Consider the following 25,854-nt stretch of genomic DNA (forward strand, 5'->3'; position numbering starts at 1 on the left):
CTCGATCGCACAATCGGAGGCAAACGGGCACAGTCGTCACGGGCGGTGCTGAGCTATCGCAGCGCGCAGAGCTTCGAGGTGCGACCGGCTGAGATCCCGTGCGACCACGGCGTCATGGGCCGCGACCGCCTCGACGATCTCGGCGTGCACGAGCTGGTCGGCCTGTGTGGCCGGTTCGCCACTGAGTTCGAGCATCTGCACCATCGCTTCACGACTTCTCGCCGCGAAGGTGTCGAAGAGCTCGGTCAGCAACTCGTTCTGACTGGCGGCCACGATGCTGCGGTGAAAGGCCATGTCGGCATCGACCCTGGCATCGACCGTGACGACCTCGCCGCCTCGGCGCGTAAGGGCGGTCCGGATGGCCAGCAGGTCGTCACCCGTGCACCGCTCGGCGGCCAGTGCCGCCGCCTCGCACTCGACGGCGATGCGCGCCTCGAGGATGGATGCGATGGTCGCCCGGATCACGAACGAATCCCAGTCGCCGACGGGGACGACTGCGTGGACGAAAACGCCTGATCCCTGGCGGGTCGTCAGGATTCCCCGACCGGCGAGCTGGCGGATCGCCTCTCGCATGGTGGACCGCCCGACACCCAGCTGGGGCGCCAGTGTGGTTTCACCCGGCAGCTTCTGGCCGACCTCCCACTCGCCCGCCTGGATGCGATCGAGAAGCAGACGTGCCGCCTGCTCGGACAATGACTCTCGCTGGACGGAAACCATGCTCACATTGTACTCCTCAGCTTGTCTGAGGAGTTGTGTTACCGTTGCCGGGTGATCTCCTCCGACTCCCAGCTGTCCTCCCCGCGCGGCCCTGTGCCCCAGCACTCCCCGTCGTGGAATCGGCAACGCCACTCTCAGATGCCGTCATCGCGTTATCAGGACGTCTTCTCTCGAGTCGAGCTGCCGTTGCTCGATCGCGAGTGGCCGTCGCGTCGCCTCACCGCCGCACCCTTGTGGGTTCCGGTCGACCTGCGCGACGGCAACCAGGCACTCGCCGAGCCCATGGACCCCGATCGCAAGCGGGGCTTCTTCGAGCTGATGGTCACGATGGGCTATAAGGAGATCGAGGTCGGCTACCCGTCCGCATCGCAGACGGACTACGACTTCGTGAGGCTGATCGCCGAGTCCGACATGGCTCCGTCCGACGTCACGATCGTCGTCTTCACGCCTGCGCGGCGAGATCTCATCGAGCGCACCGTCGAGTCGATCCGAGGCATCCGGAACGACGTCGTCATTCACATGTACACGGCAACCGCGCCCCTGTGGCGTGAGGTGGTGTTGGGCCACGATCGTGCGTCGCTGCGCGAACTGATCCTCGATGGCGGAAGGGAGGTGCTGCGATTCGCCGGAGACCTCGAACGCGTACGTTTCGAGTTCTCGCCCGAGGTCTTCAACCTCACCGAGCCCGACTACGCCCTCGAACTCTGCAACGCGGTCACGACGCTGTGGGATGCCTCCGCCGATCGACCTGTCATTCTGAACCTACCGGCGACCGTCGAGGCCGCGACCCCCAATGTCTACGCCGACCAGATCGAATACATGCACAGAAACCTCGATCGGCGTTCCTCGGTGATCCTGTCCGTGCACCCGCACAATGACAGGGGAACAGGCGTCGCGTGCGCGGAGCTCGCCGTGCTTGCCGGCGCCCAGCGTGTGGAGGGCTGCATCTTCGGTAATGGCGAGCGCACAGGCAACGTCGACATCGCCACCCTCGCCCTGAACCTGCACGCCCAGGGCGTCGATCCCATGATCGACTTCTCAGACATCGATCACATCAGGAGGGTCGTCGAGCACAGCAACCGTATCGACATCCACCCTCGGCACCCCTACGTGGGCGACCTTGTTCACACCGCGTTCTCCGGAACCCACCAGGACGCGATCAAGAAGGGCTTCGCCGAGCACGCTCTGCGCGCCGCAGACACGGGCACGCCGCCTGAGGAACTGCCGTGGCGAGTTCCCTACCTCCCCATCGATCCCGCCGATCTGGGGCGCAGCTACGAGGCCGTCATCCGAGTCAATTCGCAGTCAGGTAAGGGCGGCATCGCCTATCTGCTCGAGCGCGACTACGGCATCGAGATGCCGCGTCGACTGCAGATCGACTTCTCTCGTCGCGTACAGCAGCACGCCGACGACACGGGTTTCGAACTCGATTCGGCCGGGCTCTGGGCGATCTTCGAGCGCAGCTATCTGACGTCGGCGGCTGCGGCAATCGAATTGCGCGAGCTCGACGTCGTCACGGCAGGGGGCACGACCCGCACCACACTGCGGATCGCGATGGATGGCACGGAACGCATGCAGACCTTCGACGACATCGGGCCCGTGGAAGCCGTCACTCTCCTTCTCGACGCGAACGGCATCGCCGTCCAGATCCTGTCGCTTCACCAGACAGCGCTCTCGGCGGGCAACAACAGTGACGCACTGACTCTGCTCGAGTACCGGCGCGGGGCGGCGACGAGGTGGGCGGCAGGGCGACACCGCTCAGTGCTCGAAGCGAGCATCCTCGCCGTGCTCGCCGCGGCCGCGCGCCCCTGACTGTTCCGCGTCTGGATCCGGGCCACCCGAGCGCGGGTGTTGCTGTGCCGCGCGCGTGCTGCGCCACCGCGCTCGGCGCGAAGTCGCGCGCTCGGCGGCACGGCGGCGCGGCGGCGCTCAGGCGCGGAGGAAGGTGATCGCCGCGTCGCGGAAGTGGCGCGAGGTCGGCGCGTTGAAGTGATTGCGGCCGGGAATCTCGTAGAAGACGCCGTTCGGCGTGGCCTCGGCCAGGCCCTTCGAGCGCTCGAGAATGGCGTCGTCGCTGCCCGTGGCGAACAGCACGGGCTGTCGAGGCGGATTGGCCGGATCGGGCTGGATTCCATCGCGCATGCCGTCGACCAGGCTCATCAACGCCTCGAGGTCGTTGCCGGGAATGGCGGACGCCATGGTCACGTACGCCCTGGTGATCCGGTCGTCGATGGCGGTGCCGTACTCGATGTACGCGCGCGCCTCGTCGGTGCGCAGGCGGGTGAGCGGCTGACCGTCGGGGATGCCGCCGAGTACAGCCCGCGTGATGCGACCGTCGAGATCGAGAGCAGCCTGCCATCCCACTCGGGCGCCGAGCGAATAGCCGGCATAGAGAGCCTCATCGATGAGGTAGGTGTCGATCACGACGAGAAGATCGGCGACGAGCTGCTCCATCGAGTAGGCCGCCGGGTCGTGCGGCTTGTCGCTCTCGCCGTGCCCGCGCTGGTCGAGCGCGATCACCCGGTACCCGGCGCGGGTCAAGTCGCGGGTCCATCCGGTCGCATGCCAATTGACGAGGGCGCTCGACGCGAAGCCGTGCACCGCGAGAACCGTGGGTGCGTCGGGGTGGCCGAACTCATAGGTCGCCAGCTGCAGCCCGTCGGAGGACATGACTTTCTTCGCGCGCGGAGCGGCTGGGATCAGTGAGTTCACGCGACCAGTCTGCCAACAATCGGCGGCACGCCCGCGCAGCGCCGCATACTGGTGTCGTGTCTGCCGCAGCCTCCGTCCTCGACGCCCTCGTCGCATCCATCGACGCCCAACATCTCGGCGCATACGGCGTGCAGGTGCTCGTCGCCGGGGAGGAGGTTCACCATCGCTGGCGCAGCGACGACCGCGAAAACCTCTACTCGGTCTCGAAAGGGATCTGCGCTCTCGCCGCAAGCATGGCTGCCGACGAGGGCGTCATCTCGTTCGCCACCACTGTCGGCGAGGTCTTCGAAGGTGCTCCGCTGGGCGACGGCACGGCGGAGGTGACTCTCGGCCATCTCCTCACGATGACGAGTGGCATCGACTTCGAGTGGTTCGGCGACGACGAGGTCGTCTGGCCCGATCTCGCCCTCGAGATGATCCGAAGGCCCACGCGCGGAGCCGGCCGTGTCTTCCAATACTCGGATGCGAGCACGTACCTGGCCATGAGAATGCTCGGCTCGGTCGTGGGCGATGTGCGCGACTGGCTAATGCCACGGCTCTTCGATCCACTGGGTATTCACAACCCCCAGTGGCACCGCTGCCCGCTCGGCTGGATCGTCGGTGGAAGCGGCCTCTATCTGCGAACCTCCGAGCTGGCCCGGATCGGGCGGCTGCTTCGCGATCGTGGCCGCTGGAATGGACACAGCCTCGTCTCTGCCGATCGGATCGATGCGCTGCACGGCACATGGGTGGCCACCGGCGGGACGGCTCCATTCGAGCTCTACGGCGTCGCCACCTGGGCCGGACCCGGCGACTCGTGGAGGCTCGACGGCCGATATGGCCAATACGTGATCGTCGACGATGCCCGCGACGCGGTGATCACGATCACCGCCCACGAAGAGGGGCAGGATCATCGACTGGTGGAGTATGCCAACGAGGCCCTCGCAGCGGGCGTACCCGCAGCAACGAAAAAAGCCCTGCAAAAACGGTGATTTGCAGGGCTTCTCTGGTGGGTTGTTCGTATATCTCATTGAGGCCCGGAATCTCGGGGCACTTTCGCACCCTGTAGAACGCCATTCCTCTGAGCCGGAGGAGTTATTCCTCCGGGCTACATGTAACCGAGGCTCGACCGGCGAGCACTCATTGGTCACGTCCCCAGACCCGCGACGACTTCACGCACTGCCGTCTCGTATTGCGTGCGTTCGAACTCGAACGGCCCGAACCCGGAGTAGTCCCGCTGCTCACGAAAAGGCTGACTGAACGCCGACCACATCACCGTGGAGTCCGTAACGGTCACCTGTGCACTCAACGGCCAACATCCCACTTCGCCGCAGGCGCATCCCAGGAGCCACAGGTGGCCCGGAGCCGGCCATTGCTGGTTCTCACACCCGAGGTAGTACTTCGAAAGGTCGCCGAACTGAAAGTACTCCGGAACGATGCCGCCGTAACTGCCGACTGGGCTGTCGTTGAGGCCGGCCTCAAACGCTTCGATAAGTTCAGTCAGAGGCGTTCCGTCAACCTGAGGTACCAAAGAGATGGCCCCGCCGTCGGTTATGGCCTTCTCAAATGACAAGGACGACATGGTTAGCTCCCTTCATCCGGCGAGCTTCGGTCAGGACAGCCATTCATTTGCCCGTTCTCGCTGCCAACCGGACATCAAACAACCTCCCACCCGTCCGAGCTAGGCCATCGCGAGTCACCCAAGGCCAGTGGCAGCTGTCGACCACCGGGGTTCGACTGTACTTCAGCCATGGCCATTCGCTCCTGAATCGACGTATCACTATCTATCTCTTCCGAGATTCCATACGAGAGTCAGTTCGACGAGAACGGATTTGTTTTCGTTGACGCTGATTATCTTCACGGGATGTCCCTTTAAGTAGATGGCGTAGGCCGACCCACTCTTCGGCGGACGCTTCGACCGTTTCCGATTGATGCTCGATAATTTGCTCTATTCGCGCGAAGCCGATGGTGTTCGAGTTGTCTCGCCACGTACACGGCAGCCGTTCGCTAGTGCACGCCGCGCTGCGCAACGAAGCTACTTCATGCCGACCGCTTCTTCGAATACCGCGCCAGTTGATGGGAAGCGCGTCCACCACCACCAAGACGGATTCGAAATGAACTGGTCGTAATACGGTTCGAGTAGTCGCAGGACTCGCTTGTCGTCCGGCTCTGTCGACTGCAAATGCAGAGTATCTACCGCCTGAAGAACTGGAAGTCGTGCAAGGTCGGACTCAGAGACAGCGCGACCGATGGCTTGGCGAATGTGCAAGGCACCCACAAAATCCTGCGCCCACCTATTTCGCGGGTTGTGTCCCCCCTCTCCGAGAGCGATGTCCCGGTATGTGAGCACTTCATATGCCCACAAATTGATGAGCTCGTAAAGCGGTCGCTCACCGGGGCCATAACGAATTGGGGTCTCAAGGAGATTGATTTCACTCATAGGTCTCCGTCAAAAGTAGTAGGCCGTGGACTTGAATGGATTTGATTCGTTTACGATGACTCGCACGTTACCCGAAATGGCTGCGATGGCTTTACCTAAGCGGACTCACTGCTTCTACACAAGCTGAACGAGTCCACGGAGGAAGGCGAGATTTCTTCACCCTGATGAACTTGCGGAAGTGCGCAGGACATACCCCTCGCATTGGGGGTTAATCCACACACAGATTTAGAAGTACCGATTTACGAGCCGAAAGACAAAACCGAGACTAAGTCTTGCGCCGTGAGAAACAGAAAAGCCCCCGAAGATTCGGGGGCTTTTCGATGTGCGGTGATCTCTGCATTCGATCTACAGATTCTCCGAACAACCCTGGTGGCAAGTGAGGGATTCGAACCCCCGAAGTCTAAGACGGCTGATTTACAGTCAGATCCCTTTGGCCGCTTGGGTAACTTGCCAGGGCGCACCCGACCACGTGAAACACACAACCGAAGGCGCGAGTACACATTACCCGCCATCCCGGCTTCGGCGAAATCAGCCCGACGTCACGTCGTTCGAATACCGGATGGCGTACTCCGAGACGCCCACCGCATAGGGTGCCGCGTCGTTGTACGCCGCGATGGCCGTGCGCCAGTTGTCGGCGATCGAGAGGTCTCCGCCGGCGTGGCAGAGGTAGTTGGCCGTGGCCAGAACGGCGTCGTCGAAGTTCTGCGGATCGACCGCACCGTCGCCCGATCCGTCGGCGCCCCAGTTGCGCCAGCTGTCGGGAATGAACTGCAGCGGGCCGACCGCGCGGTCCCACTCGGCGTCGCCGTCGATCGTGCCCTGGTCGCTGTCGGGAATGGCGTTCGTCGTCGCGCCGTCGAGGGCGATGCCGAGAATAGGTGGTGTGACGAGCCCGTCGGCGCCGATCGACGACCCGTCGATGGTGCCGTGGTGGCTCTCCATCTCTCCGATGCCCGCGAGCGTGTTCCACCCGAGGTTGCAGCCCGGGTTCTGGTTGGCCGAGTAGACGGCCGCGCCGCCGTAGGCGAGCATGGCGCGTTGCGGGATGCCCGTGGCCGCGGCCGCCTTGGCCGCCCAGTCGGCGTCGACCAGCGTCGGCAGACCCGCCCAGGGCTCGACCACGGGGGCGACGGCCGCATCGGGTGTGGCCTTCGCCGGAGCCTCGGCGGTGGCGGGCTCGCTGGGCTCTGGCGTCGTCGTGCACCCGGCGAGGGCGAACGCGACGGCGAGAACCGGGGCAACAAGAAGGGAACGACGCACGGCCCCCAGTGTACGGATCGGCTCTGACAGCGGCCTCGAAGCTAAACTGGTGCGCATGGCAGATTCAAGCTTCGACGTAGTCAGCAAGGTCGACAAGATGGAGGCGGACAACGCCCTCAACCAGGCGCACAAAGAGGTGGAGCAGCGCTACGACTTCAAGAACATCGGCGCCTCCATCGAGTGGAGCGGCGAGAAGGTTCTGATGAAGGCCAACTCCGCCGAGCGCGTGAAGGCGATCCTCGAGGTGTTCGAGGCCAAGCTCATCAAGCGGGGCATCTCGCTGCGCAGCCTCGACGTGGGCGAGCCCTACGCATCCGGCAAGGAGTACCGGCTCGAGGCATCCATGAAGAACGGCATCGAGCAGGACGCGGCCAAGAAGATCAGCAAGCTGATCCGCGACGAGGCCCCCAAGAGCGTCAAGAGCCAGATCCAGGGCGACGAGCTGCGCGTCTCATCGAAGAGCCGCGACGACCTGCAGGCCACCATGGCGCTGCTCAAGGGTGCCGACCTCGACGTGGCCCTGCAGTTCATCAACTTCCGGTGACCGACCCGATCGACCCGACGCGCCCCGGCCAGCCGGGCGTCGACATCCCCGACGCCCGTGGCCGCACCGGCCTCGACCGCACGGGCCGCGAGCTGACCGGCAATCCGCGTGTGCGCGTGAAAGACGTGCGCCTGCTCTCGTCGAACTGGCACGTGTTCAGGGCGAACACGCTCGAGTACCAGCGCGCCGACGGCGTGTGGGAGACCCAGCACCGCGAGACCTACGACCGGGGCAACGGGGCGACCATCCTGCTGTACTCGCTCGAGAAGCGCACGGTGCTGTTGACCCGTCAGTTCCGCTATCCGGCGTACGTGAACGGTCATGCCGACGGCAATCTCATCGAGACCGCCGCAGGCCTGCTCGACGACGACGACGACCCGCTCACCGCCATCCGGCGCGAGGCCCGCGAAGAGACCGGGCACGAGATCGGCGAGGTGAGCCCCGTCTTCGAGGCGTACATGAGCCCCGGCTCGGTGACCGAGAAGCTGTTCTTCTTCGCCGCGCCCTATTCGCCCGACACACGCATGGATGCCGGTGGCGGGCTCGCCGACGAAGGCGAAGAGATCGAGCTGCTCGAGATCGACATCGACGAGGCGCTCGGGCGCATCGGCGTCGACATCATCGACGCGAAGACGATCATGCTGCTGCAGTGGGCGGCGCTGAGCGGGCCGTTCCGCCGCGTTCCCGGAGCCTGAGCCCCGTTCCCTGAGCCTGTCGAAGGGGCCCTTCGACAGACCGGTTCCCTGAGCTTGTCGAAGGGGCCCTTCGACAAGCTCAGGGAACGACGCGAACGGCGCGGGCGCTACTTCGTGGCGGCGGCCAGGTTGTCGACGAGGTTGTCGAGGCCCCACGGCAGCGACAGCGCGGTGGGCGGCGACACGGCCGAGATGTTCTGCGCTCCCACGAGCTGGGCGGCGTGCCCGGCGGCGACGGCCGGAATGACCGCCGTCTGCGGTGAGCTGGTGAACGCGTCGGCCTCGGGCTGCGTGGTCGCGTAGTTCAGCACCACGTCGGCCTCGAGCTTGTCGAGCTGCTCGTAGCTCAGCGTGTAGAAGAACGTGCCGTCGCCGTTCGCCAGCTCGTCGACAGCCGGAGCGTTCGTGAAGCCGAGGTCGAACATGAAGCCCACGCGCGGGTCGTTCTTCTTGTAGACGTAGAACGTGCCCGCGCTGTCGGCCACCGCGGCAAGCGTCTTGCCCTTGAACTCGGGGTGCTCCGACGCCTTCTGGGCGATCTGCGCGTCGATGTCGGAGAGAACCGTCTCGGCCTCGTCGCTCTTGCCGAGGACCTCGCCCACGGTGGTGACGACGTCGCGCCACGGGGTGCTCCACGCCTGGTCGGGGTAGGCCACGGTCGGGGCGATCTCCGACAGCTTCTCGTACTGCTCCTCGGTGATGCCGGAGTAGACGGCCAGGATGACGTCGGGGTCGGCATCGGCGATCGCCTCGTAGGGCGGGTCGTCCGGCGAGTCCGGAAGGATCGTCGGCATGTCGGCGCCGGCCTTGTCGATCGCGTCGGAGACCCACGGCAGAACGCCGTCTTCGTCGCCGGCGTAGGAGTCGAAGGGGATCGCTACGGGGATGACACCCAGGGCGATCGACGCGTCGGTGCTTCCCCAGCCCAATGTGACCACGTTCTTCGGGTCGGCAGGAACCGTCGTCTCGCCGAACGCGTGCTCGATGGTCACGCCGTCGGCCGACGCGGCGTCGGTCGAGGAGTCGGAGGAGGCGGTGCTGCAGCCGGCCAGCAGTAGTGCGGCGGTGACCGCCGTTGCGGTGATCGCGGCGAGTTTCATTCTTCGGGGCACGGGAATTCTCCAATGGTGATGCATGCCGCGCATCGCGCGGCCGGGGGCAAGGACTGTGTATCGGGTGGTTAGGCTAGCCTAAGCTCACCTGGCCCCTTCACGTTAATGCATCACAGCGCGTGATGAAAACGACCCATCGGCACGACCATCGGCGAATGGCTGATCGGGTCGTCGATGATCACGGCCTCGAGCCCGAATGCCGCGCCGACGGTATCGGCGGAGATCACGTCTGCGGGCGCGCCCTCGGCCACGATGCGGCCGGACGACATGACCACGAGATGATCCGCGTAGCGCGCGGCGAGATTGAGGTCGTGCAGCACCATGACCACGGTCGTTCCCCGCTCGCGGTTGAGCTCGTGCAGCAGGTCGAGAACCTCGATCTGGTGCGTCACGTCGAGGAAGGTGGTCGGTTCGTCGAGCAGCAGGATGTCGGTCTGCTGGGCGAGCGCCATGGCGATCCAGACCCGCTGCCTCTGCCCGCCGGAGAGCTCGTCGATGCGCCTGTCGGCGAGCTCGGCCGTGTCGGTCGAGCGGAGCGCCTCCGCGACCGCGGCCGAGTCCTCCGCACTCCACTGGCGGAACAGCCCCTGCCTCGGAAAGCGTCCGCGGCCCACGAGGTCGGCCACCGTGATGCCGTCGGGCGCGATCGGCTGCTGGGGAAGAAGCCCGAGCACGGTGGCGAGCTGCTTGCTCGGGTAGCGGTGCACGTCGGTGCCGTCGAGCGTCACGATGCCGGCCTCCGGGCGCAGCAGCCGGGCGAACGCGCGCAGCAGGGTCGACTTGCCGCAGGCGTTCGGTCCGACGATGACCGTCACGCGGCCATCCGGGATGACGGCGTCGAGGCCCTCGACGACGCGACGCCCGTCGTAGCCGAGCGACAGGGCATCCGCTCGCAGTTCATGAGACGTCATGCTGTTCCTCTCGATCGATTGCCGCGGGCGAGCAGCAGAAGAAGCACGGGCGCACCGACGATGCCCGTGACGATGCCCACCGGCACCTGGAGTCCCGCGATGGCGTGCTGGGCGAGCAGATCCGCGCCCGAGACCACGACCGCGCCCACGAGAGCGCTCGCCACGAGGGCGGGCCCAGTGCCCCCGAGCAGGCGCCGCGCGATCGGCGCCGAGACGAAGGCCACGAACGCCACGGGGCCGGCGGCAGCCGTGGCGACGGCGGCCAGGCCCACACCCACGAGGGTGATCAGGAGGCGTGCGCGAATCACCCGCACGCCAAGGCCGGTGGCCGTCTCATCGCCGAGCTGCAGCATCCGGAGCCGTGGCGCGAGGGCGACCAGCGCGCCGACGAAGACGACCAGGCCGACGGCCGTGACCGTCAGCTCCTCGGTCGTGACGGTTCCTACACTGCCGACGAGCCAGACGAGGGCCGACTGCGCATCGCGCACGTCCGACCGGGTGAGCAGAAAGTTGATGGCGGCCTGCGCGAGGAAGGCCAGCGCGATGCCGATCAGCACGAAGCGCGAACCGACCATTCCGTGCCGTGCGGCGAGAAGAGTGATGAGCCCGGCTACGATGACCGCACCTCCGAATGCCGCGAACGACACGGCCAGGCCGCTCCACCCGGCGAGGAGAATCGCGCCGACGGCCGCCGCGGAGGCGCCCTGCGAGATGCCGATGATGTCGGGGCTCGCCAGCGGATTGCCGAGAAGGCTCTGGAAGATCGCTCCGGCGAGCCCGAACGACGCCCCGACCATGACCCCGAGCACGAGCCGCGGCACGCGCAGGCCGAGGACGACGAAACGATCGCCCCCGCTGCCGCCGCCCAGCAGCGTGGCCAGCACGTCGCCGGGAGAGATGATGCGGTCGCCCAGCATCAGGGCGAGCACCGCGAACGCCACCAGCAGCACCACGAGCACCGATGCGACGACGAGCAGCCGGATGCGCCCGGCCCGCAGGGCGGCGCCGACGAGGGCGACATCGTCGGTGGCGGGGTGGCCGGTTGCAGAGCGGCCGGAGGTTCTGCGCTCGCTCATCGGGTCACGGCCCTGTCTCGCAGGACGAGCGCGATGAGCACAGGGGCGCCGAGGATCGCGACGACAATGCCCGCCTCGAGCTCCGACGGCGGAGCGACGAGGCGCCCGACGGTGTCGGCGAGAACCAGCAGGGCGGCTCCGAGCGGAATCGAGTAGACGAGGATCCAGCGGTAGTCGCTTCCCACGAACCGGCGGGCGATGTGCGGCACGACGAGGCCCACGAAGACCAGAGGGCCCGCGAGCGAGGTCGCCGAGCCGCAGAGCAGGATGATGGCGACGCCGGCGACGATCCTCACGATGCCGACGCGCTGGCCCAGACCGCGGGCGAGGTCGTCGCCGAGCGCGAGGGAGTTGAGACTGCGCCCCAGAAGCAACGCCGCCGCAGCACCGACGGCGAGGAAGGGTGCGAGCGTGGCGGCCGTGCCGAGGTCGCGGCCCACGAGGGATCCGACAGACCAGAAGCGGTATTGGCTGAGCGTGTCGAGGTCGCGCAGAAGGACCAGTGTGATGAGCGAGGTGAGCACGGCCGTCGTGGCCGCACCGGCCAGGGTGAGACTCAGCGGCGACGGACCCGTGCGCCCGGAGGCGACGACGTAGACCAGCACGGCCGCGAGCGCGGCTCCCACGAAGGCGAACCACACATAGCCCGACGGCGTGGTGACGCCGAACACGGCGATCGCGACGACGACCGCGAGCGATGCGCCGGAGTTGACACCGAGCAGCCCCGGGTCGGCGAGCGGGTTGCGGGTGAGCCCCTGCATCAGCGTGCCCGCCAACCCGAGTGCCGCCCCGGCCGCGAGGCCCAGCACGGTTCGGGGCACCCGCAGATCGAGCACAACCATGCCCTCGACGGCGTCGCCGCCTCGCCCCAGCACGGCGTCGACCACCGACGACAGGTCGATGGACCGGCTGCCCAGCAAGAGACTCAGCACCACCGAGACCAGCACGAGCGCGCAGAGTGCGACGAGACCCAGCGCCTTCGACGCGCGCCGGGTTGAGGTAAGCATTACCTAAGTATGACAGCGTGCCCCTGCCGTCGCAGCGCGCACACGGATGTCGAGGCGCCTCGCCCGATCAGGGCAGGCGGAACGTGGACGTCGGATCGTACTGCTGCCGCACCGCCTCGAGCCGTTCGAGCACGGCGGCGGGCCAGCACCGTTCGACGTTCTGCGGCGTGAGCTCCCCCGCGTAGTTGACGTTGATCTCGGGATGCACCCACGCTGCCAGTGAGCCGATCAGCGCGTCGGCCGCCTCGGGCAGCACGCGCTCGAACAGCAAGGGATCGGGCACGCCCACGAGCACGAGCGCGAACTCCGCCCCGCGCCCTCCGACCGCCGAGCCCCCGGGCACGTCTCGCGCCAGCCGTCCGCCGAGATGGCGCAGCTCGACCGAGATGAAGGGAGGCCTGCGTTCGCCGGCGACGGACGAGAGGAGAACGTCGGCGAACTCCTCATCGACCGCACCGAGGAATGCGCCTCGGGTCCAGCCCGGCGCAGGGGCGGTGGGGTCGTTGTGTATGCTCGCGACACGGTCGAGCGGAAGGGGGCCGATCGCATCCAGCAGCACGGGCGCCGCCGCGCGAAGCGGCGCGGCCCAGCTCTCGCCCTGCTCGACCGGCCCGACGAAGGCGAACCGGATGGTGAGCACGAAGCGCCCCCTGAAGATTCCGGGCACCGCCTCGAGATCGGGGAACGAGATGAAGGCCACAGAGCTGGAGACCGAGTCGGGAACGGTGTCTACCCAGCGCAGCCAGGCGCGGAACGCCGGCTCGATCGCGTCGTCGGCGAAGAAGAGGGAACCGGCGTCGAGAGACGGCACGTGCGGCATCTCGATCACGACCTCGGTCACGATGCCGAGGCCGAACTTGCCCCCGCGAACGGCCCAGAAGAGTTCGGGCTCGCTGGTCGCACTCGCGGTCACGACGTCGCCGTCGGCCGTCACCACGCGGGCGCTCCTCAGCCAGTCGGAACCGTAGCCGAAGGTGCGGCCGATCGGCCCCTGGCCGCCGCCGAGCAGCAGCCCCACGACGCCGACGTTCGGGGATGCGCCGGAGACGGGCGCGAGGCCGAACGGCGCGGCGGCCTCGACGACTGCGCCCCAGCGCACGCCGGCGCCGACGCGGGCCGTGCGCGCGTGCTGGTCGACCTCCAGCGCATCCAGCCGATGCGTCGTGATGATGAGACCGCCGCCGACCGAGGCGTGGGCGCCGTGGCCGGTGGCGTGCACGGTGATGGGCAGCCCATGGTCTCGGGCGAAGCGCACGGCGAGGGCCACGTCGGCCTCGGATGCTGCACCGACCACCACGTCGGGGCGGTGATGGATGACCAGGTTCGAGCCCTCGAGCTCACCCTCGATCCCGTCTTCGCCTGAGACGAAGACGGGACCGAGGCACGACTGTGCGAGTTCTGCTGCGGATTCCGCGACGGATGCGTCCATGCGACGAGACTAGGCTCGTCGCGCCCTTCGCACCAGAGTCACGAGTCCCAGTCCGATCAGCAGGGTGAGCAGGGCGAACAGCAGCACGCGCTCGACACTGCCGAGACCGGTGGAGGCGAGGGAGTCGCCGGCCAGCGCGGGCACGGTCACGACGGTGTCGGCGCAGGACTCGTCGTGATCGTCGACGCACGAGCCGACGACCTCCGGGTCGACCCATGGGCCGTCCGGCGTCTCGACCGAGGCGCGGTTCACGATCGTTCCCGCTCGATCGACGATCGCGCTGACATGGAATGTCGCGGAGGCGCCCACCGGCAACGATGCGACCGTCCAGGTCAGAACGCCGGGGGCCGACGCATCCGCAGCGGGATCGGAGACCACCGATGACAGCCCCTCAGGCAGTCGATCGGAGACGAGCACGTCTCGCGCGTCGATCTGGCCGACGTTCTGAACGACGATGGTGTAGCGCACGGTGTCGCCCACCACGGCGGCGGCCTTGTCGACGGTCTTGTGCACCGACAGCTGCCCGACGTCGAACGTGTTCGTCACCGTGACCGTCGCCGGTCCCGCTTCATCACCGTCGGCCAGAATCCGGATGCGACCGTCGGCCGGGTCGGTCTCCGATGCCGTGGCGAGGCCGCGGTCGGTCTCGACGACCTCGCAGTCGGCGCCGGCGATGATGCCGGTGACCGTGGCCGTGTAGTCGTTCTCCTCCGAGAGTTCGATCTGCGCGTCGTCACCGAGGTCGATGCCCGTGATCACTCCGTCTTTCACCCAGGTGCAGGTGACCTGCACCTGGAACGGTCCGGCGCCGAAGGCCTCCACGCCGTCGCCGATGCGGTTCTTGACCACAACGAGGTCGCCCGTGTCGAAGGTGTTGGTGACCGTCACGTCGGCGGCCTCGCCATTCGGCACGGTCACCCCGCCGGCCGGAGTCACGGTCGATGAGGATGCGCCGCCGTCGACGGTCTCGACCGTGTCGCAGAGCGCGCCCTCGATGAGACCCGACACCGTGGCACGGTAGTCGTTCTCGTCGGAGAGCTGCAGCACTCCTCCGTCGGGCAGCGGGATCGTGAGGGTCTCGCCGTCTTTCTGCCACGTGCAGGTGACCTGCACGGTGAAGGGACCGGCGCCGTAGGTCTCGGCCCCAGCTCCGTCGCGCACCTTGGTGACGTCGACGCTGCCGAGGTTGAAGGTGTTCGTCACGTCGACGGTCACCGCTCCGAGGGTCGCCCCATCGGCCGGGCCGGGAACGATGACGGTCGGCGAGTCGATCGTCGTCTCGTTTGCGCCCCCTGCCGCGGTCTCCGAGACGGCGCACTCCGTGCCGGCGGGGAAGACGTCGTCGAGAGTCCGCGTCTCGCCCCCGGTCAGCTCGATCGAGCCGTCGTAGAGCTGCTGGCCGTCGTAGGTGCAGAGCACCGCGATCGTGAACGGTCCGTCACCGTACTCCTCCTGACCCTCTCCGGCCAGCGTCTTCGTGACCGAGAGCGTGCCCGCGGCGTAGTCGTTGGTGTAGTCGAGCGTGGTCGTATCGGTTCCCACCGTGACGTCGACCGACGCGCCGACGACCGCCGGTGCACCGTTGGTGCTGGATGCGACCGAGTTGGGCGCGGCGTCGGCGCCATCGGTGTCGGTCTCGGTGATCGTGCACTCGGCACGCACCGGGAGACCGGCGATGGAGTGCGACTCTCCCGCGGCCAGCGAGAACGCGGCGTCGCCGTCGGCGAGCGGAACGGGGGTGCCGTCGTACGCCGCGCAGACCGCCGTGTAGTCGAACGGCCCGAACGAGCCGACCGTGGCCTGCGTCGTGACCGCCTTGGAGACCACCAGCGATCCGACCGCGTAGTCGTTGGTGATGGCCACGCGCTGCGAGACGGGCACCTCACCGTCGGCATCCGAGGCGACGTTGATCGTCACCGTCGACGGTGTGACGGTGCGCGTGGTCTCGCCGTAGGCGCCCTCGTCTCCGTTCTCGGTGATGCCGCACTCGGCGCCGAGGGGGATGCCGTCGACTCGAGTCGTGTATCCGTTGGCGGCGTCGAGCGTGACGACTCCGCCGCCCGCGAACTGCACCGGCGCACCGGCGACCGTGCACGAGACTGTGGCCTCGAAGGTGTCGGGCGCGAATGCCGCGCCCTCGCCGGTGACCGACTTCGTCACCTGCAGCGAACCGGAATCGAGCACGACGCCCGCCTTGATCGGCGCACGAGACAGGGTTCCTCCCGTGCTGAGCGCGGCCAGGGCGCCGAACTGGTTCCAGGCGATCGGGTCGCCGACCGGAACGGCCACCGGCGCGCGATCCGGCTCCGCCTCGGTGGCGGGAGCATTGACCGTGCGGTACAGAACCTGGGCCGATCCGCCCGGCGCCAGAACCGCGCCCGCCGTCGAAGCGAAGTCGAGCACGACCCGGATGCCCGTGACGGTCGACCAGTCGCCGGCGAAGGTGGCGCCGTCGGTCCAGTCGGATGCCGCGGGGTGATTGGCGCAGCTCGGGTCGCTCGGCCAGGCCGTCGCTCCGGTGCCGACGCAGACGTCGGACGCCGCGGTGACCTGCCAGGTGATGGTCGTGCCGGCCGGAGCGTCGACGGCCAGCGGGAAGGTGCCGTCGAACACGGGCCGGTAGGTCGACCCGCGGCTGCCGCCGGTCGCGAGCAGTCGGTCTCCCGCCACGGGGAGCGGCTCGACGAACGTGAGCTTCGTGTACGCCACTGTTCCGCTGTTCACGGCGCGCAGCTTCCACTCGTCGGTTCCGCCCACCATCGTGTTGGCGGCGCACGGCGATCGGTAGTATCCGTCGGCATCGGCGATGCACGGGCCGCCGGGCGTCGTGATGTTGCGGGCGCCGGAGACCGTGCGGTCGACAACATCGCCCTTGACCGCCTTCGTGGTCAGCAGCGAGGCGCCCAGAACGGGCTGCACGTAGTTGCTCGTGCCGCACTCGTTCACGGCGAGGCCGGGCAGTGTTCCCTGCCCGTTGCCCGACGTGTTGGTGCAGGCCGTCAGCGTCTGTGCGGTCTCGACGGTGAACTGGTTCGTCGCGCGCTGTCCGCCGACGAGACCCGCCTCGAGAACGATGCCGAGCGAGATCGTGAACTTCTCCCCCGGCGCCATGCGCTGCCCGCCTTCGGGCCACGCGAACGAGATCGTGCCGGTGGCGGAGTCGAACGAGGTCTGCACGTCGGTGGAGAGGAGCCCGCCCGAGGAGGTGGCGAATGTGGGTGTCTCGCCGTCCCAGCTCAGGTGGTCGTCGAGCACGTCGACGACGCTCGGCACCGTCAGGAACCCGGAGCCGGTGTTCGTGAACACGAGGCTCCACTGGTTGGGGTCGCCCGGGGTCACGGAGTGCACGCCGTTCTGGGGGCTCTTCGCCACATCGAGCGTGTACGAGCCGGTACCGAGCTGGATGCTGTCGGTCGCGACGGCCGTCGCATCCGCATAGATCGCCGGATCGTCGGTTCGGTGCGACCGTGTCGTCACGTCGTTCGAGACGGTGCTCGGGAACACGACGGCCGAGCCGTCCGCCCTGGCCGCATCCAGCAGTGCGAGATGCAGGATGGCGGTCGCCGTGAAGTCGGCCGGCGGCGCGGTGCGCGACAGCAGGGCGCCGTCGGCGCGACTGAAGACGAACCGGATGCCCGTGATCGAGGCCGGATCGACTGCCGGGAGGGCAGCGGTCGCGGACGCCGCGCCCGCAACCCAGTCCGACGTGCCGTTCTGCTGCACGTCGACACGCACCCGATCGGCTCCGGCCGGAAGCGTGACGTCGCTCGCCGACAGGCCGGTCAGACGGAAGAGGTTCCAGAAGTCCTGGTCGGTGTCTTCGATGGTCACCTCGTGCGAAGCGACAGAGGCCGAGCCCTGTGTCGCGCGGAGCGTGGCGGTGACCGGGTTGGCGCGGTCCTTCTCGATCAGCGTCTTCGGCGAGAAGGTCTTGGCGGCGGTGACGCCGAGCGCCCCCTGCTGCAGAACGACGGCCGCGTTCGCGCTCGCGTTGGGCGTGCTCTGCATGCCCGTCGGATACAGCACGGGGTCATAGCCCTGCGTGAAGGTGTCGTTGCCGACCGTCACGGGTGTGACGAAGGCCGACGCATCGCTGCGCAGTGACACACGCAGCTGGGTCTTCAGAGTCAACGCGATGGGGTCGCCCACCGTGATCGATCCGCCGTCGGTCTCCGGGTCTGCGCCCTGGTACAGCACGCTGATCCCCACGACGTCTACGAGCGCGGAGGACGGCATCGCGAGCGTCGCCAGGAGCGTGGCCGTCGACGATGACAGGACACCGGCGGCGGAGCGCTTCCACAGGGTGACGGTGGAGGCCACCGGATCGACACCGGCGTCGGGAGCCGAGAAGGCGACGCCCGTCAGATCGAAGCGTTCGAACGGGTTGGTGGCCGGGTCGTAGCTCGCCGACGCGTAGGGGTTCGCATCCCACCCGTCTGCGGGCGAGACGCAGTCTCCGATCGACTCGACAGAGCAGGTCATCGGGTCGGAGACCCTGATGTACGAGGCACGCGAGCTCGACTGGTTCGTCGCGGTGATCGTGAAGTCGTTGCGCGGGTAGCCCGTCGCGGGCACGTCTCCCGGCTGAGGAACCACGATGCTCGACCGGCTCGACTTCTTCGAGACGGTGACGGCCGGCGGCTGGTCGATGAGGGCGATGCTGTCCTCGGCACTGCGCGGGCCGACCGGCTCGCCGTTCACGATTCCCGAGACATCGACCGTGTTGACGACGGTGCTGGGGTTCGCGTCGTTGTACCCGTGCGTGGCGGTGACCCACCGGTTCGGGTTCGAGGTCGTGTCGCGCACCGTGTTGCGCAGCTGCCAGACGAGCCCGATGGACCGGGTCGCATCGTTCGCGCTGCTGGCGACACCCGTGCCGACCGGAGGCGCGAGGGGGTTCGAACTCGCGGCCCTGGCCTCATCGTTGGGGACGACGGTGAGCCTCACACCCGTCGTCGACGCCGCCTGGCCAGGCGTCAGGGTGTAGCCCTTGAAGCCCGCGCCCGACATCCACCCGCCCGACGGAGCCGTCACGACCTGCCAGTCGCCGTCGCTGAAGAGCTCGACCTGCGAGACGGTGTCCCACCGGAGGAGAGGATCCTGGGCGAAGGCCACGGGGGCGATCTGCAGCAGATCGAAGGCCTGGAAGACGGTCTGGGCGACGTTGCCCGGATCGCTCGACGGGTCGGAGATCGTCACGGAGTCGAAACCGGTGGAGGTCACACCCCAGCCGAGCACGGTGCCCGCGCGGTCACCCGACTGGGAGCTCAGCAGCGAGAGGTCGGCCGAGAAGCTCGGGGTGAGCCACGCCTTGGATGCCATCAACGAGCCGGGACCGGAGTTCGAGCGGATGGCCGCCGGAGCCGTGGCGGCGACGGTCTCGCTGCGAACGACGGGAACGCCCTCGACCTGACCCTCGGCGACGGCGGTGCCGACGTTCGTGTAGGTGCTCGCTCCGGCGTCGGCGACAGAGGTCGGTCCGCTGCCATCGCGCAGCTGACCGCGGGCCTGGAACACCATGTTGGGCGTCACCTCGGTTCCCTGCGAGAAACCGGCAGGATTCTCGAAGGTGTACCGAAGACCCGTGATCGACGAGGTGAGGCCGGTGGGCAGGTTGCCGGAGTAGACCGTGGTCCCGGCGGTCGCGTCCACGACGTGGAACTGCGTCCAGGTCGCGCCCCCGTCGGTGGAGTAGTCGATGGTCAACGTCGAGCCGGCGAGCACCTGCGTCGGCGCGACGGCGATCGGATCGAACGCGTTCCAGAAGTCGTCGCCCACCGTGTCACGCCACAGGTCGGTGACGACGACCTTGTTCGGATCGACGTAGGCCGAGTCGACGGTGGTCGAGGTCGGCAGCTGCACCACCACGGTGGCGCCGGGCGCGACAGAACCGGCCGGAGAGATGGTCTTCTCGAGCTGGACATCGATCTGCGGGAAGAAGATGTCGAGCGGAGCCGACGCGGAGGCCGTGGCCGAGCCGCGCGCGTTCCGCGCCTCGACGTCGACCGTGTTCGTGACGCGCAGCGGGCTCGCGTCGTCGGCGACGATCGTTGCCGACGCGGCGATGCCGAATGCGGCGTTCGCCACGGCGCCCGACGCGATGCTGCCCGTGAAGGAGAGTTCGAAGCCTGTGATGAACTGCCCGGTCGGAGGTGTCGGGGCAGACGGCGTTGTGCCCTCAGCGACCTGCGTCGGGCTGCCCACGCTGCCGCTGAACAGCCAGGTGACCGTCGCCCCCGTCGCCCCGGTCGGGTAGGAGATCGGCGACGAGAAGCCGTCGAAGGTCAGCTCCGTCGTGAAGAAGTCGTCGTCGGTGAGGGTGAGTGTCGTCACCGGTCCGGACGAGTCGTTCTTCGCGGAGATCGAGGCATCCGCGCTGGTGCCTCCCGGGATGCGCGACGGCGTGATCGACTTGCCGGCCGACACCGCGACCGAAAGGGGCTCGATGACGAACGGCGCCGTGGCCTGCTTGGTCACCGGGTCCGACCCGTCGACCGTGATCGTGGCCGAGGCCTGGTTGGTGATGGACGCTCCGGTGAACAGGGGCGTATCGTCTCGCCGGTCGGTGGCTCGCTGCGCGACGGCTAGGGCGACACTGCCCGCGGTGCCCGACGGCACGATCTCGTCGCCGTCACCCGAGAGGAAGGTGATCCGCAGGCCGGCGACGTCGGCTGCCGCGACGGCGTCGGGCAGGGCGATATCACCGGGCGCGCGAGGCGATCCAGGAACCCACTCGTAGTTGCCCGAGCCCGTGTCGAAGACGTAGGCGTCGACACGCACGGAGTCGGCACCCTCGGGCAGGGCGACCGCGCCGAAGCCCGTGAAGTCGACCAGGGAGAACGGGTTGTCGGCGGCCAGCACCGCGGATGCCGCGGACGCGGAGCTCGGCTCGAGGAGTTCGATCGAGCCGGCGGGGACGTTCGAGGTGTTCTGAGCCGACAGGACGATCGTCGACTCGGAGCCGGGCGTGAAGAGCTGGCTTCCGGGCTGCCAGGTCTTCGAAACGGCGACATCGACGACCGAGGGGATGACCACCGTCACGTCGGCACCATCGCTCACCGTGTCGGCGGAGGACGAGGAGGCCTCTGCCGTGTTCGTCACGGCGACTCCGTTCGACGGCCAGGTCGGCTGCAGGTTCTCGGGAACCGTGAGTCCGATGACGACCTGGTAGGTGAGGCCCGCTTTGATGCCGACGGCTCCCTCTCCCAGGTCCTGCGTGAACGCGACGTCGAGCTCGCACGCGGTGGTGACGACCGTCGAGCAGCCGTTCCACGAGATGGAGCTCGCCTGCGAGCTCGGCTGCACCGTTGTGCTGCGCAGGCCGAACCCGTCGAACTGGGCGGGGATGGCGTCGACCAGCGTCGCGTCCAGGCAGTCGTTGTCGTCGCATCCGACCGTGATCGTGTAGTCGAACTCGTCGCCGGGCGCCAGGTCGACGGCCTCTTCGCCATTGACGATCTTGGCGATCGTCAACAGGCCCTGCGGGGCGGCGACTGCGGGAGTCGCGACGACGACCGAGCCGATGAGTATGGCGACGAGTGTCGCGGCGACGGCGGCCAGCCGGGTGCCGGGCTGAAGACGGAGCGATGCCATGGTGATTTCCCCACGAAGTTGGATCGGCGCATAAACGCCAGCTGATGCTTTCAGCACCATCGTCGGGATAGATCACTCTGCGACGTAAATAACTGAAGCTCAGTTATGTTTTCACGCGAATTGGGAAATTCTCACTTCGAGGGGATCTCGAGGGGCGTTTTCACCCTCAGATTCACCTTGACGGCACGGCCACCTCGACGGCACGGCCACCTCGACGGCACGGCCACCTAGACAGCACGGCCACCTCGACGGCGCGGCCGCCTCGGCCCCGCGGCCAGCTGAACGTCAGTAGGTGACGGTTACTTCGGTGCCCATCGGAGCCCAGTCGAAGACCTGCGCGGCCTTGTCGAGGGGCATGTTGATGCAGCCGTGGCTCATCACGTTGCCGAAGTTGTTGTGCCAGTAGGCGCCGTGCAGAGCCTCGTCGCCGTTGTAGTACATGACGTCGGGCACGTTCTTCGTGTAGTAGTTGGGCGCCTGGGTGAGGTCTGGATTGCCCATGTTCTGCGAGGTCAGCTTCGCTGTGATGCGGAAGCTTCCCGTGTGCGAATCGTGCCCGGACACACCCGACGAGATCAGGAAGCTGTCGACGACCTGGCCGTTCTCGAAGAGGTACTCGCGCTGTTCGCTGAGGTTGACGACGATGTTGCGCGACGTCTTGGTGACCTGGGCGGGCGTGACGGTGACGGGAAGGACGAAGGCCGGGTCGCCTCCGGTCAGCTGGCTCGCGAAGGCGGCGGCGACTCCACTGGTGTCGCCCAACGCGCGGCCGTCGACGCCCGCGGTGATCGTGTCGAGCGTCTCACCCCCGGTGTCGGTGATGACGGAACCGTTGACCGGATCGCGGTTCACCGCGGCCGGGAGGGTGTCGACGACCTTCTGGATCGCCGCAGTATCTGCGCTGTAGCTGTAGGTGCCGTCGTCGTTCGTGGAGAGCGTGATCCACGACGCCGCGACGGTGCGGTCGATCGGCACGGTGCGCTCGTCGCCGACATAGAAGCCGACGCCGTCGAGGATCGTGTTCAGCTGGGTGGCCGTGGCGGTGACCGCTTCGGTCGAGGCGGATGCGGGAACGACGGTGGGCGTCGCGTCGACCTCGACGCTGGACTCACCGGAGACAAGGGCGCCCTGCAGCGCGTCGCGGATGGATTCGAGGTCGACACCGGCACCGTCGACGGCGGGCGTGACTGCGTAGGAACCCGACGCGGAGTCGAACGCCATGGTCGCGTTCACCGGATCGACGAACAGGGCGGGAGCGACATCGTGCAGAGCAGCGGTCGCTGTCTTCTCGTCGAGGGCGACGGTCGGCGTGACGGGCGCCTTCGCATTCCACGCCGTCACCTTCCACAGCGGGTTCTGCGCGTGTGCCTGCTCGGCGAGCGCCTGCGCGTCGACCGACGCGCCCAGGTCGCCGCCGCTGAGTTCGGCTTCGGAGTCATCGGTCGACGCACTCGCGAGGCTGGCACCGAGCTGACCGCCGCGGATGGTCGCAGTGCCGTCGGCACCTCTGATGACGACGGTGGTGTCGGCGAGTCGCTGGCTCACGGCGTCGGCCGCCGAGCCCTCTGTCATGCCTCCGACGTTCACGCTGGCGACGGTCGTTCCCGGTGCGATCAAGACGAGCGAGGCGACCACGGCCAGCGAGACCGCGATCGCGGCGACGGGAATACCGATCCACCGGCCGAGATGACGCTTCTTCTTCGCCTGCGCAGGGAGGACCCAGCGCTTGGTCGACGGCTGGGCCTCGGCACCGCCTGTGGAGGGGTCGACGGAAACGTCAGGCACGCTCGGTCGAGCAGCCAGCTCAGTCATGCCACCACCTCCCGTCGCAGAGAACTCGCACTCCACATGCTATGTCACGAAATCGGTACGGCCGATAACGATCTGGGTCAGGCGTTGGAAACCCTGATCATTTCATCCCGAGGAACGACTTTCTTGCGCAGGCGCCCCTCGGCCTCGCCGAGCGCCAGCTCGTGCTGGTCGAGCTGGTGCCAGCCGTCGATGGTCGTGAACTCCACGCCGCGCGAGGTGAGCAGGTCGATGATGCTCTGCTCGTCGGGGTGCGACGGCGTCCACCAGCTGGCCTGGTCGTTCACGACGTGCTGGACGGTCTCCATCGCATCGGACTTGGTGTGGCCGATGAGCCCCACCGGTCCGCGCTTGATCCAGCCGGTGGCGTAGACGCCCGGAAGAACCGAGTTGTCGTCGGCCAGCGCCTGGCCTTCGTGGTTGGGGATCACGCCGTGGCGCTCGTCGAACGGGATGTCGGCGAGCGGCGATCCGAAATAGCCGACGGCCCGGTAGATGGCCTGGATCTCGATCTCGCGGATCTCGCCGGTGCCCTCGACACTGCCGGCGCCATCGGGCCGCGTGCGCTCGTACCGGATCGACGCGACCCGGCCATCGGCATCCGCTGTGATCTCGAGCGGCTTCGCGTAGAAGTGCAGGTGCAGCCTGCGCGACGCCTCGCCCACCGGGCGCTCGCGCCACTGGTTGAGCACCTTGTTGATCACGAAGACCTGCTTGTTGCTCGCGATGGCGGCTTTCGAGGCCTCATCGAGCTCGAAGTCCTCGTCGTAGACGATCATGTCGACGTCGTTCATCTCGCCGAGCTCGCGCAGCTCGAGGGGGGTGAACTTGACCTGCGCGGGGCCGCGGCGGCCGAAGACGTGCACGTCGGTGACGGGTGACGACTTGAGGATCTCGTAGACGTTGTCGGGGATTTCCGTGGGCAGCAGGTCATCGGCGTGCTTGGCGAGGATGCGCGACACGTCGAGGGCGACGTTGCCGTTGCCGATCACGGCAACCGATGCGGCGTCGAGAGGCCAGGTACGCGGCACGTCGGGGTGGCCGTCGAACCAGCTCACGAAGTCGGCCGCGCCGTAGGAGCCCTCGAGCTCGATGCCGGGGATGGCGAGCGGCGCGTCGGTGATGGCGCCGGTGGCGAAGATCACTGCGTTGTAGTGCTTCTTGAGGTCGTCGAGGGTGACATCGACGCCGTAGCGCACGTTGCCGAAGAAGCGGATGTCTCCGCGGTCGAGAACCTCGCGGAGCGCGGTGATGATGCCCTTGATGCGGGGGTGGTCGGGAGCGACGCCGTAGCGCACGAGCCCATACGGAGCAGGCAGGTGCTCGAAGAGGTCGATCGAGACGTCGAAGTGACGCTCGGCCTTGATCAGAAGGTCGGCAGCGTAGATGCCGGCGGGGCCGGCTCCGACGATGGCCAGTCGCAACGTGGTCATGGAGGGAGGTGTTTCCTTAATTTGTTCGATCCACCACGGTGTCGGCGAATCGGCTGAGGGTCTTCTTGACGGTTCCGTCGGGAAGAGGAGCGAGGGCCTCGACAGCGCCGCGGGCCCAGCGGTGCGCTTCGTCGATGGTGGCCTTGGTGACCGGATGCGCGCGCAGCTCGGCGATGACGGCGTCGACGGCGGCCTCGTCGACCGTGTCGCCCGGCTTCGCCGTGGCGACGGCGTCGATGCGCTTGAGCAGCGCCGCGGCCTCGGGATTGCGCTTGGCGCGCTTGCGCAGGTAGAGAACGGGAAGGGTGACCACGCCGGCGCGCACGTCGGTGCCGGCCTTCTTGCCCGTGGGCTGCGCCGTGCCGTCTTCGACGGGCGGCGACATGTCGAGCACGTCGTCGATGAGCTGGAACGCGACGCCGATCTTCTCGCCGAACTCGATCACGGGCTGCTCGTACTCGACGGGGGCGTTCGAGAAGATGACGCCCATCTGGGCAGAGGCCGAGATGAGGGATCCGGTCTTGTCGCTGAGCACCTGGAGATAGTGCTCGATCGGGTTCTCGTTGTCTTTGGGACCGATCGTCTCGTGCAGCTGGCCGAGGCACAGGCGCTCGAACGTGTCGGCCTGAAGCTGGATCGCGCGCTCTCCCAGAATGGAGAGCAGTTTCGACGCCCGGGCGAACAGCAGGTCGCCCACGAGGATGGCGATGGAGTTGCCCCAGACGTTCTGGGCGGTCGGAACGCCGCGCCTGACGGGAGCCGAGTCCATGACATCGTCGTGGTAGAGCGACGCGAGGTGGGTGAGTTCGATGGATGCGCCGGCCATGATGACCTGGTCGGTCACGCCGTCGCCGAGCTGGGCCGTGAGCATGGCCAGAATGGGCCGCACGCGCTTGCCGCCGGCCTCGAGCAGATAACGGGCCGCCACGTCGGCGAGCTCGTCGCTGAATTTGACCTCGGCGAACAGCCGCGCCTCGAGGCGCTCGATTCCGTCGTCGACCGCACGGGCCACCTCGCGGTCGCGACTGGTGGAGAAGAGTCGGTCGTGCAGATTGAGCGACGACGACAGGCTCTGGGTGCGCCGGGCCTTGCCTGCGGGCGCGCGCGTGCCTGCAGCGGGTGTTTTCGGGGTCACAG

At 67.5% G+C, this 25,854-nt stretch carries 18 protein-coding genes and 1 tRNA gene; 4 read left to right on the forward strand and 15 right to left on the reverse strand.

Translation table 11 applies throughout. From position 1 onward, the window contains the following. Positions 1-36 precede the first annotated feature (36 nt). Complete coding sequence (locus ASF51_RS02185) at positions 37-717, reverse strand: FadR/GntR family transcriptional regulator (RefSeq protein WP_055924568.1); 681 nt, start codon at positions 715-717, stop codon at positions 37-39. A gap of 138 nt (positions 718-855) precedes the next feature. Between ASF51_RS02185 and ASF51_RS02190 the strand changes: the two genes are divergently transcribed. After that, the gene (locus ASF51_RS02190) at positions 856-2,529 is read left to right on the forward strand and encodes a 2-isopropylmalate synthase (protein ID WP_055924571.1); all 1,674 of its coding nucleotides are present in this window, start codon (positions 856-858) and stop codon (positions 2,527-2,529) included. A gap of 117 nt (positions 2,530-2,646) precedes the next feature. Here ASF51_RS02190 and ASF51_RS02195 read toward each other — a convergent pair whose 3' ends face one another. Next, complete coding sequence (locus tag ASF51_RS02195; RefSeq protein ID WP_055924574.1) at positions 2,647-3,429, reverse strand: alpha/beta fold hydrolase; 783 nt, start codon at positions 3,427-3,429, stop codon at positions 2,647-2,649. A gap of 56 nt (positions 3,430-3,485) precedes the next feature. Here ASF51_RS02195 and ASF51_RS02200 point away from each other — a divergent pair, with 56 nt between their 5' ends. Further along, positions 3,486-4,400 (forward strand): serine hydrolase, encoded by a 915-nt coding sequence (locus ASF51_RS02200; protein WP_055924577.1) that lies wholly within the window; start codon positions 3,486-3,488, stop codon positions 4,398-4,400. 155 nt (positions 4,401-4,555) lie between these two features. On the opposite strand, the gene ASF51_RS02205 is transcribed toward ASF51_RS02200, so the two are convergent. The 4 genes from ASF51_RS02205 to ASF51_RS02215 form a co-directional block, all read right to left on the reverse strand. Further along, entirely contained in the window at positions 4,556-4,990 is a 435-nt protein-coding gene (locus ASF51_RS02205; RefSeq protein WP_082479477.1) for a hypothetical protein, read from the reverse strand. A 453-nt stretch (positions 4,991-5,443) separates the two neighbouring features. Beyond that, positions 5,444-5,848, reverse strand: a complete 405-nt coding sequence (locus ASF51_RS18910) for a hypothetical protein (RefSeq protein WP_157411970.1) — start codon at positions 5,846-5,848, stop codon at positions 5,444-5,446. Between the two features lie 367 nt (positions 5,849-6,215). Next, positions 6,216-6,300 (reverse strand) — tRNA-Tyr (locus tag ASF51_RS02210). A 76-nt stretch (positions 6,301-6,376) separates the two neighbouring features. Next, the gene (locus ASF51_RS02215) at positions 6,377-7,108 is read right to left on the reverse strand and encodes a lytic transglycosylase domain-containing protein (RefSeq protein WP_055924580.1); all 732 of its coding nucleotides are present in this window, start codon (positions 7,106-7,108) and stop codon (positions 6,377-6,379) included. Between the two features lie 55 nt (positions 7,109-7,163). Between ASF51_RS02215 and ASF51_RS02220 the strand changes: the two genes are divergently transcribed. Beyond that, positions 7,164-7,652 (forward strand): YajQ family cyclic di-GMP-binding protein, encoded by a 489-nt coding sequence (locus ASF51_RS02220; RefSeq protein WP_055924583.1) that lies wholly within the window; start codon positions 7,164-7,166, stop codon positions 7,650-7,652. Next, positions 7,649-8,347 carry an NUDIX domain-containing protein gene (locus ASF51_RS02225; RefSeq protein WP_235497103.1) on the forward strand — a complete coding sequence of 233 codons (699 nt, stop codon included), beginning with the start codon at positions 7,649-7,651 and terminating at the stop codon, positions 8,345-8,347. Before ASF51_RS02220 ends, ASF51_RS02225 begins: the two co-directional genes overlap by 4 nt. 107 nt (positions 8,348-8,454) lie before the next feature. Here ASF51_RS02225 and ASF51_RS02230 read toward each other — a convergent pair whose 3' ends face one another. From ASF51_RS02230 to ASF51_RS02270, 9 genes are all read right to left on the reverse strand, one after another. Further along, positions 8,455-9,459, reverse strand: coding sequence for an iron-siderophore ABC transporter substrate-binding protein (locus tag ASF51_RS02230; RefSeq protein ID WP_235497104.1), 1,005 nt, complete (start codon positions 9,457-9,459; stop codon positions 8,455-8,457). A gap of 110 nt (positions 9,460-9,569) precedes the next feature. Further along, a complete protein-coding gene (locus ASF51_RS02235) occupies positions 9,570-10,370 on the reverse strand; it encodes an ABC transporter ATP-binding protein (protein WP_055924590.1) in 801 nt (266 codons plus the stop codon). After that, on the reverse strand, positions 10,367-11,446 hold the full coding sequence (locus tag ASF51_RS02240) for an iron chelate uptake ABC transporter family permease subunit (protein WP_082479479.1): 1,080 nt from the start codon (positions 11,444-11,446) through the stop codon (positions 10,367-10,369). Before ASF51_RS02240 ends, ASF51_RS02235 begins: the two co-directional genes overlap by 4 nt. Further along, positions 11,443-12,453: an iron ABC transporter permease gene (locus tag ASF51_RS02245; RefSeq protein ID WP_055924592.1), complete on the reverse strand. Its 1,011-nt coding sequence runs from the start codon at positions 12,451-12,453 to the stop codon at positions 11,443-11,445. Before ASF51_RS02245 ends, ASF51_RS02240 begins: the two co-directional genes overlap by 4 nt. Positions 12,454-12,520: 67 nt before the next feature. Further along, positions 12,521-13,882 carry an FAD-binding oxidoreductase gene (locus ASF51_RS02250; protein WP_055924595.1) on the reverse strand — a complete coding sequence of 454 codons (1,362 nt, stop codon included), beginning with the start codon at positions 13,880-13,882 and terminating at the stop codon, positions 12,521-12,523. A 9-nt stretch (positions 13,883-13,891) separates the two neighbouring features. Beyond that, positions 13,892-21,475 (reverse strand): DUF5979 domain-containing protein, encoded by a 7,584-nt coding sequence (locus ASF51_RS02255; protein ID WP_055924598.1) that lies wholly within the window; start codon positions 21,473-21,475, stop codon positions 13,892-13,894. A 285-nt stretch (positions 21,476-21,760) separates the two neighbouring features. Next, complete coding sequence (locus ASF51_RS02260) at positions 21,761-23,287, reverse strand: L,D-transpeptidase family protein (RefSeq protein WP_055924600.1); 1,527 nt, start codon at positions 23,285-23,287, stop codon at positions 21,761-21,763. A gap of 77 nt (positions 23,288-23,364) precedes the next feature. Then, positions 23,365-24,717: an FAD-dependent oxidoreductase gene (locus ASF51_RS02265; RefSeq protein ID WP_055924603.1), complete on the reverse strand. Its 1,353-nt coding sequence runs from the start codon at positions 24,715-24,717 to the stop codon at positions 23,365-23,367. A gap of 16 nt (positions 24,718-24,733) precedes the next feature. Then, complete coding sequence (locus ASF51_RS02270) at positions 24,734-25,852, reverse strand: polyprenyl synthetase family protein (RefSeq protein ID WP_082479481.1); 1,119 nt, start codon at positions 25,850-25,852, stop codon at positions 24,734-24,736. Positions 25,853-25,854 lie beyond the last annotated feature (2 nt).

Origin of the sequence: Agreia sp. Leaf283, assembly GCF_001422485.1 — a bacterium.
GTDB lineage: Bacteria > Actinomycetota > Actinomycetes > Actinomycetales > Microbacteriaceae > Agreia.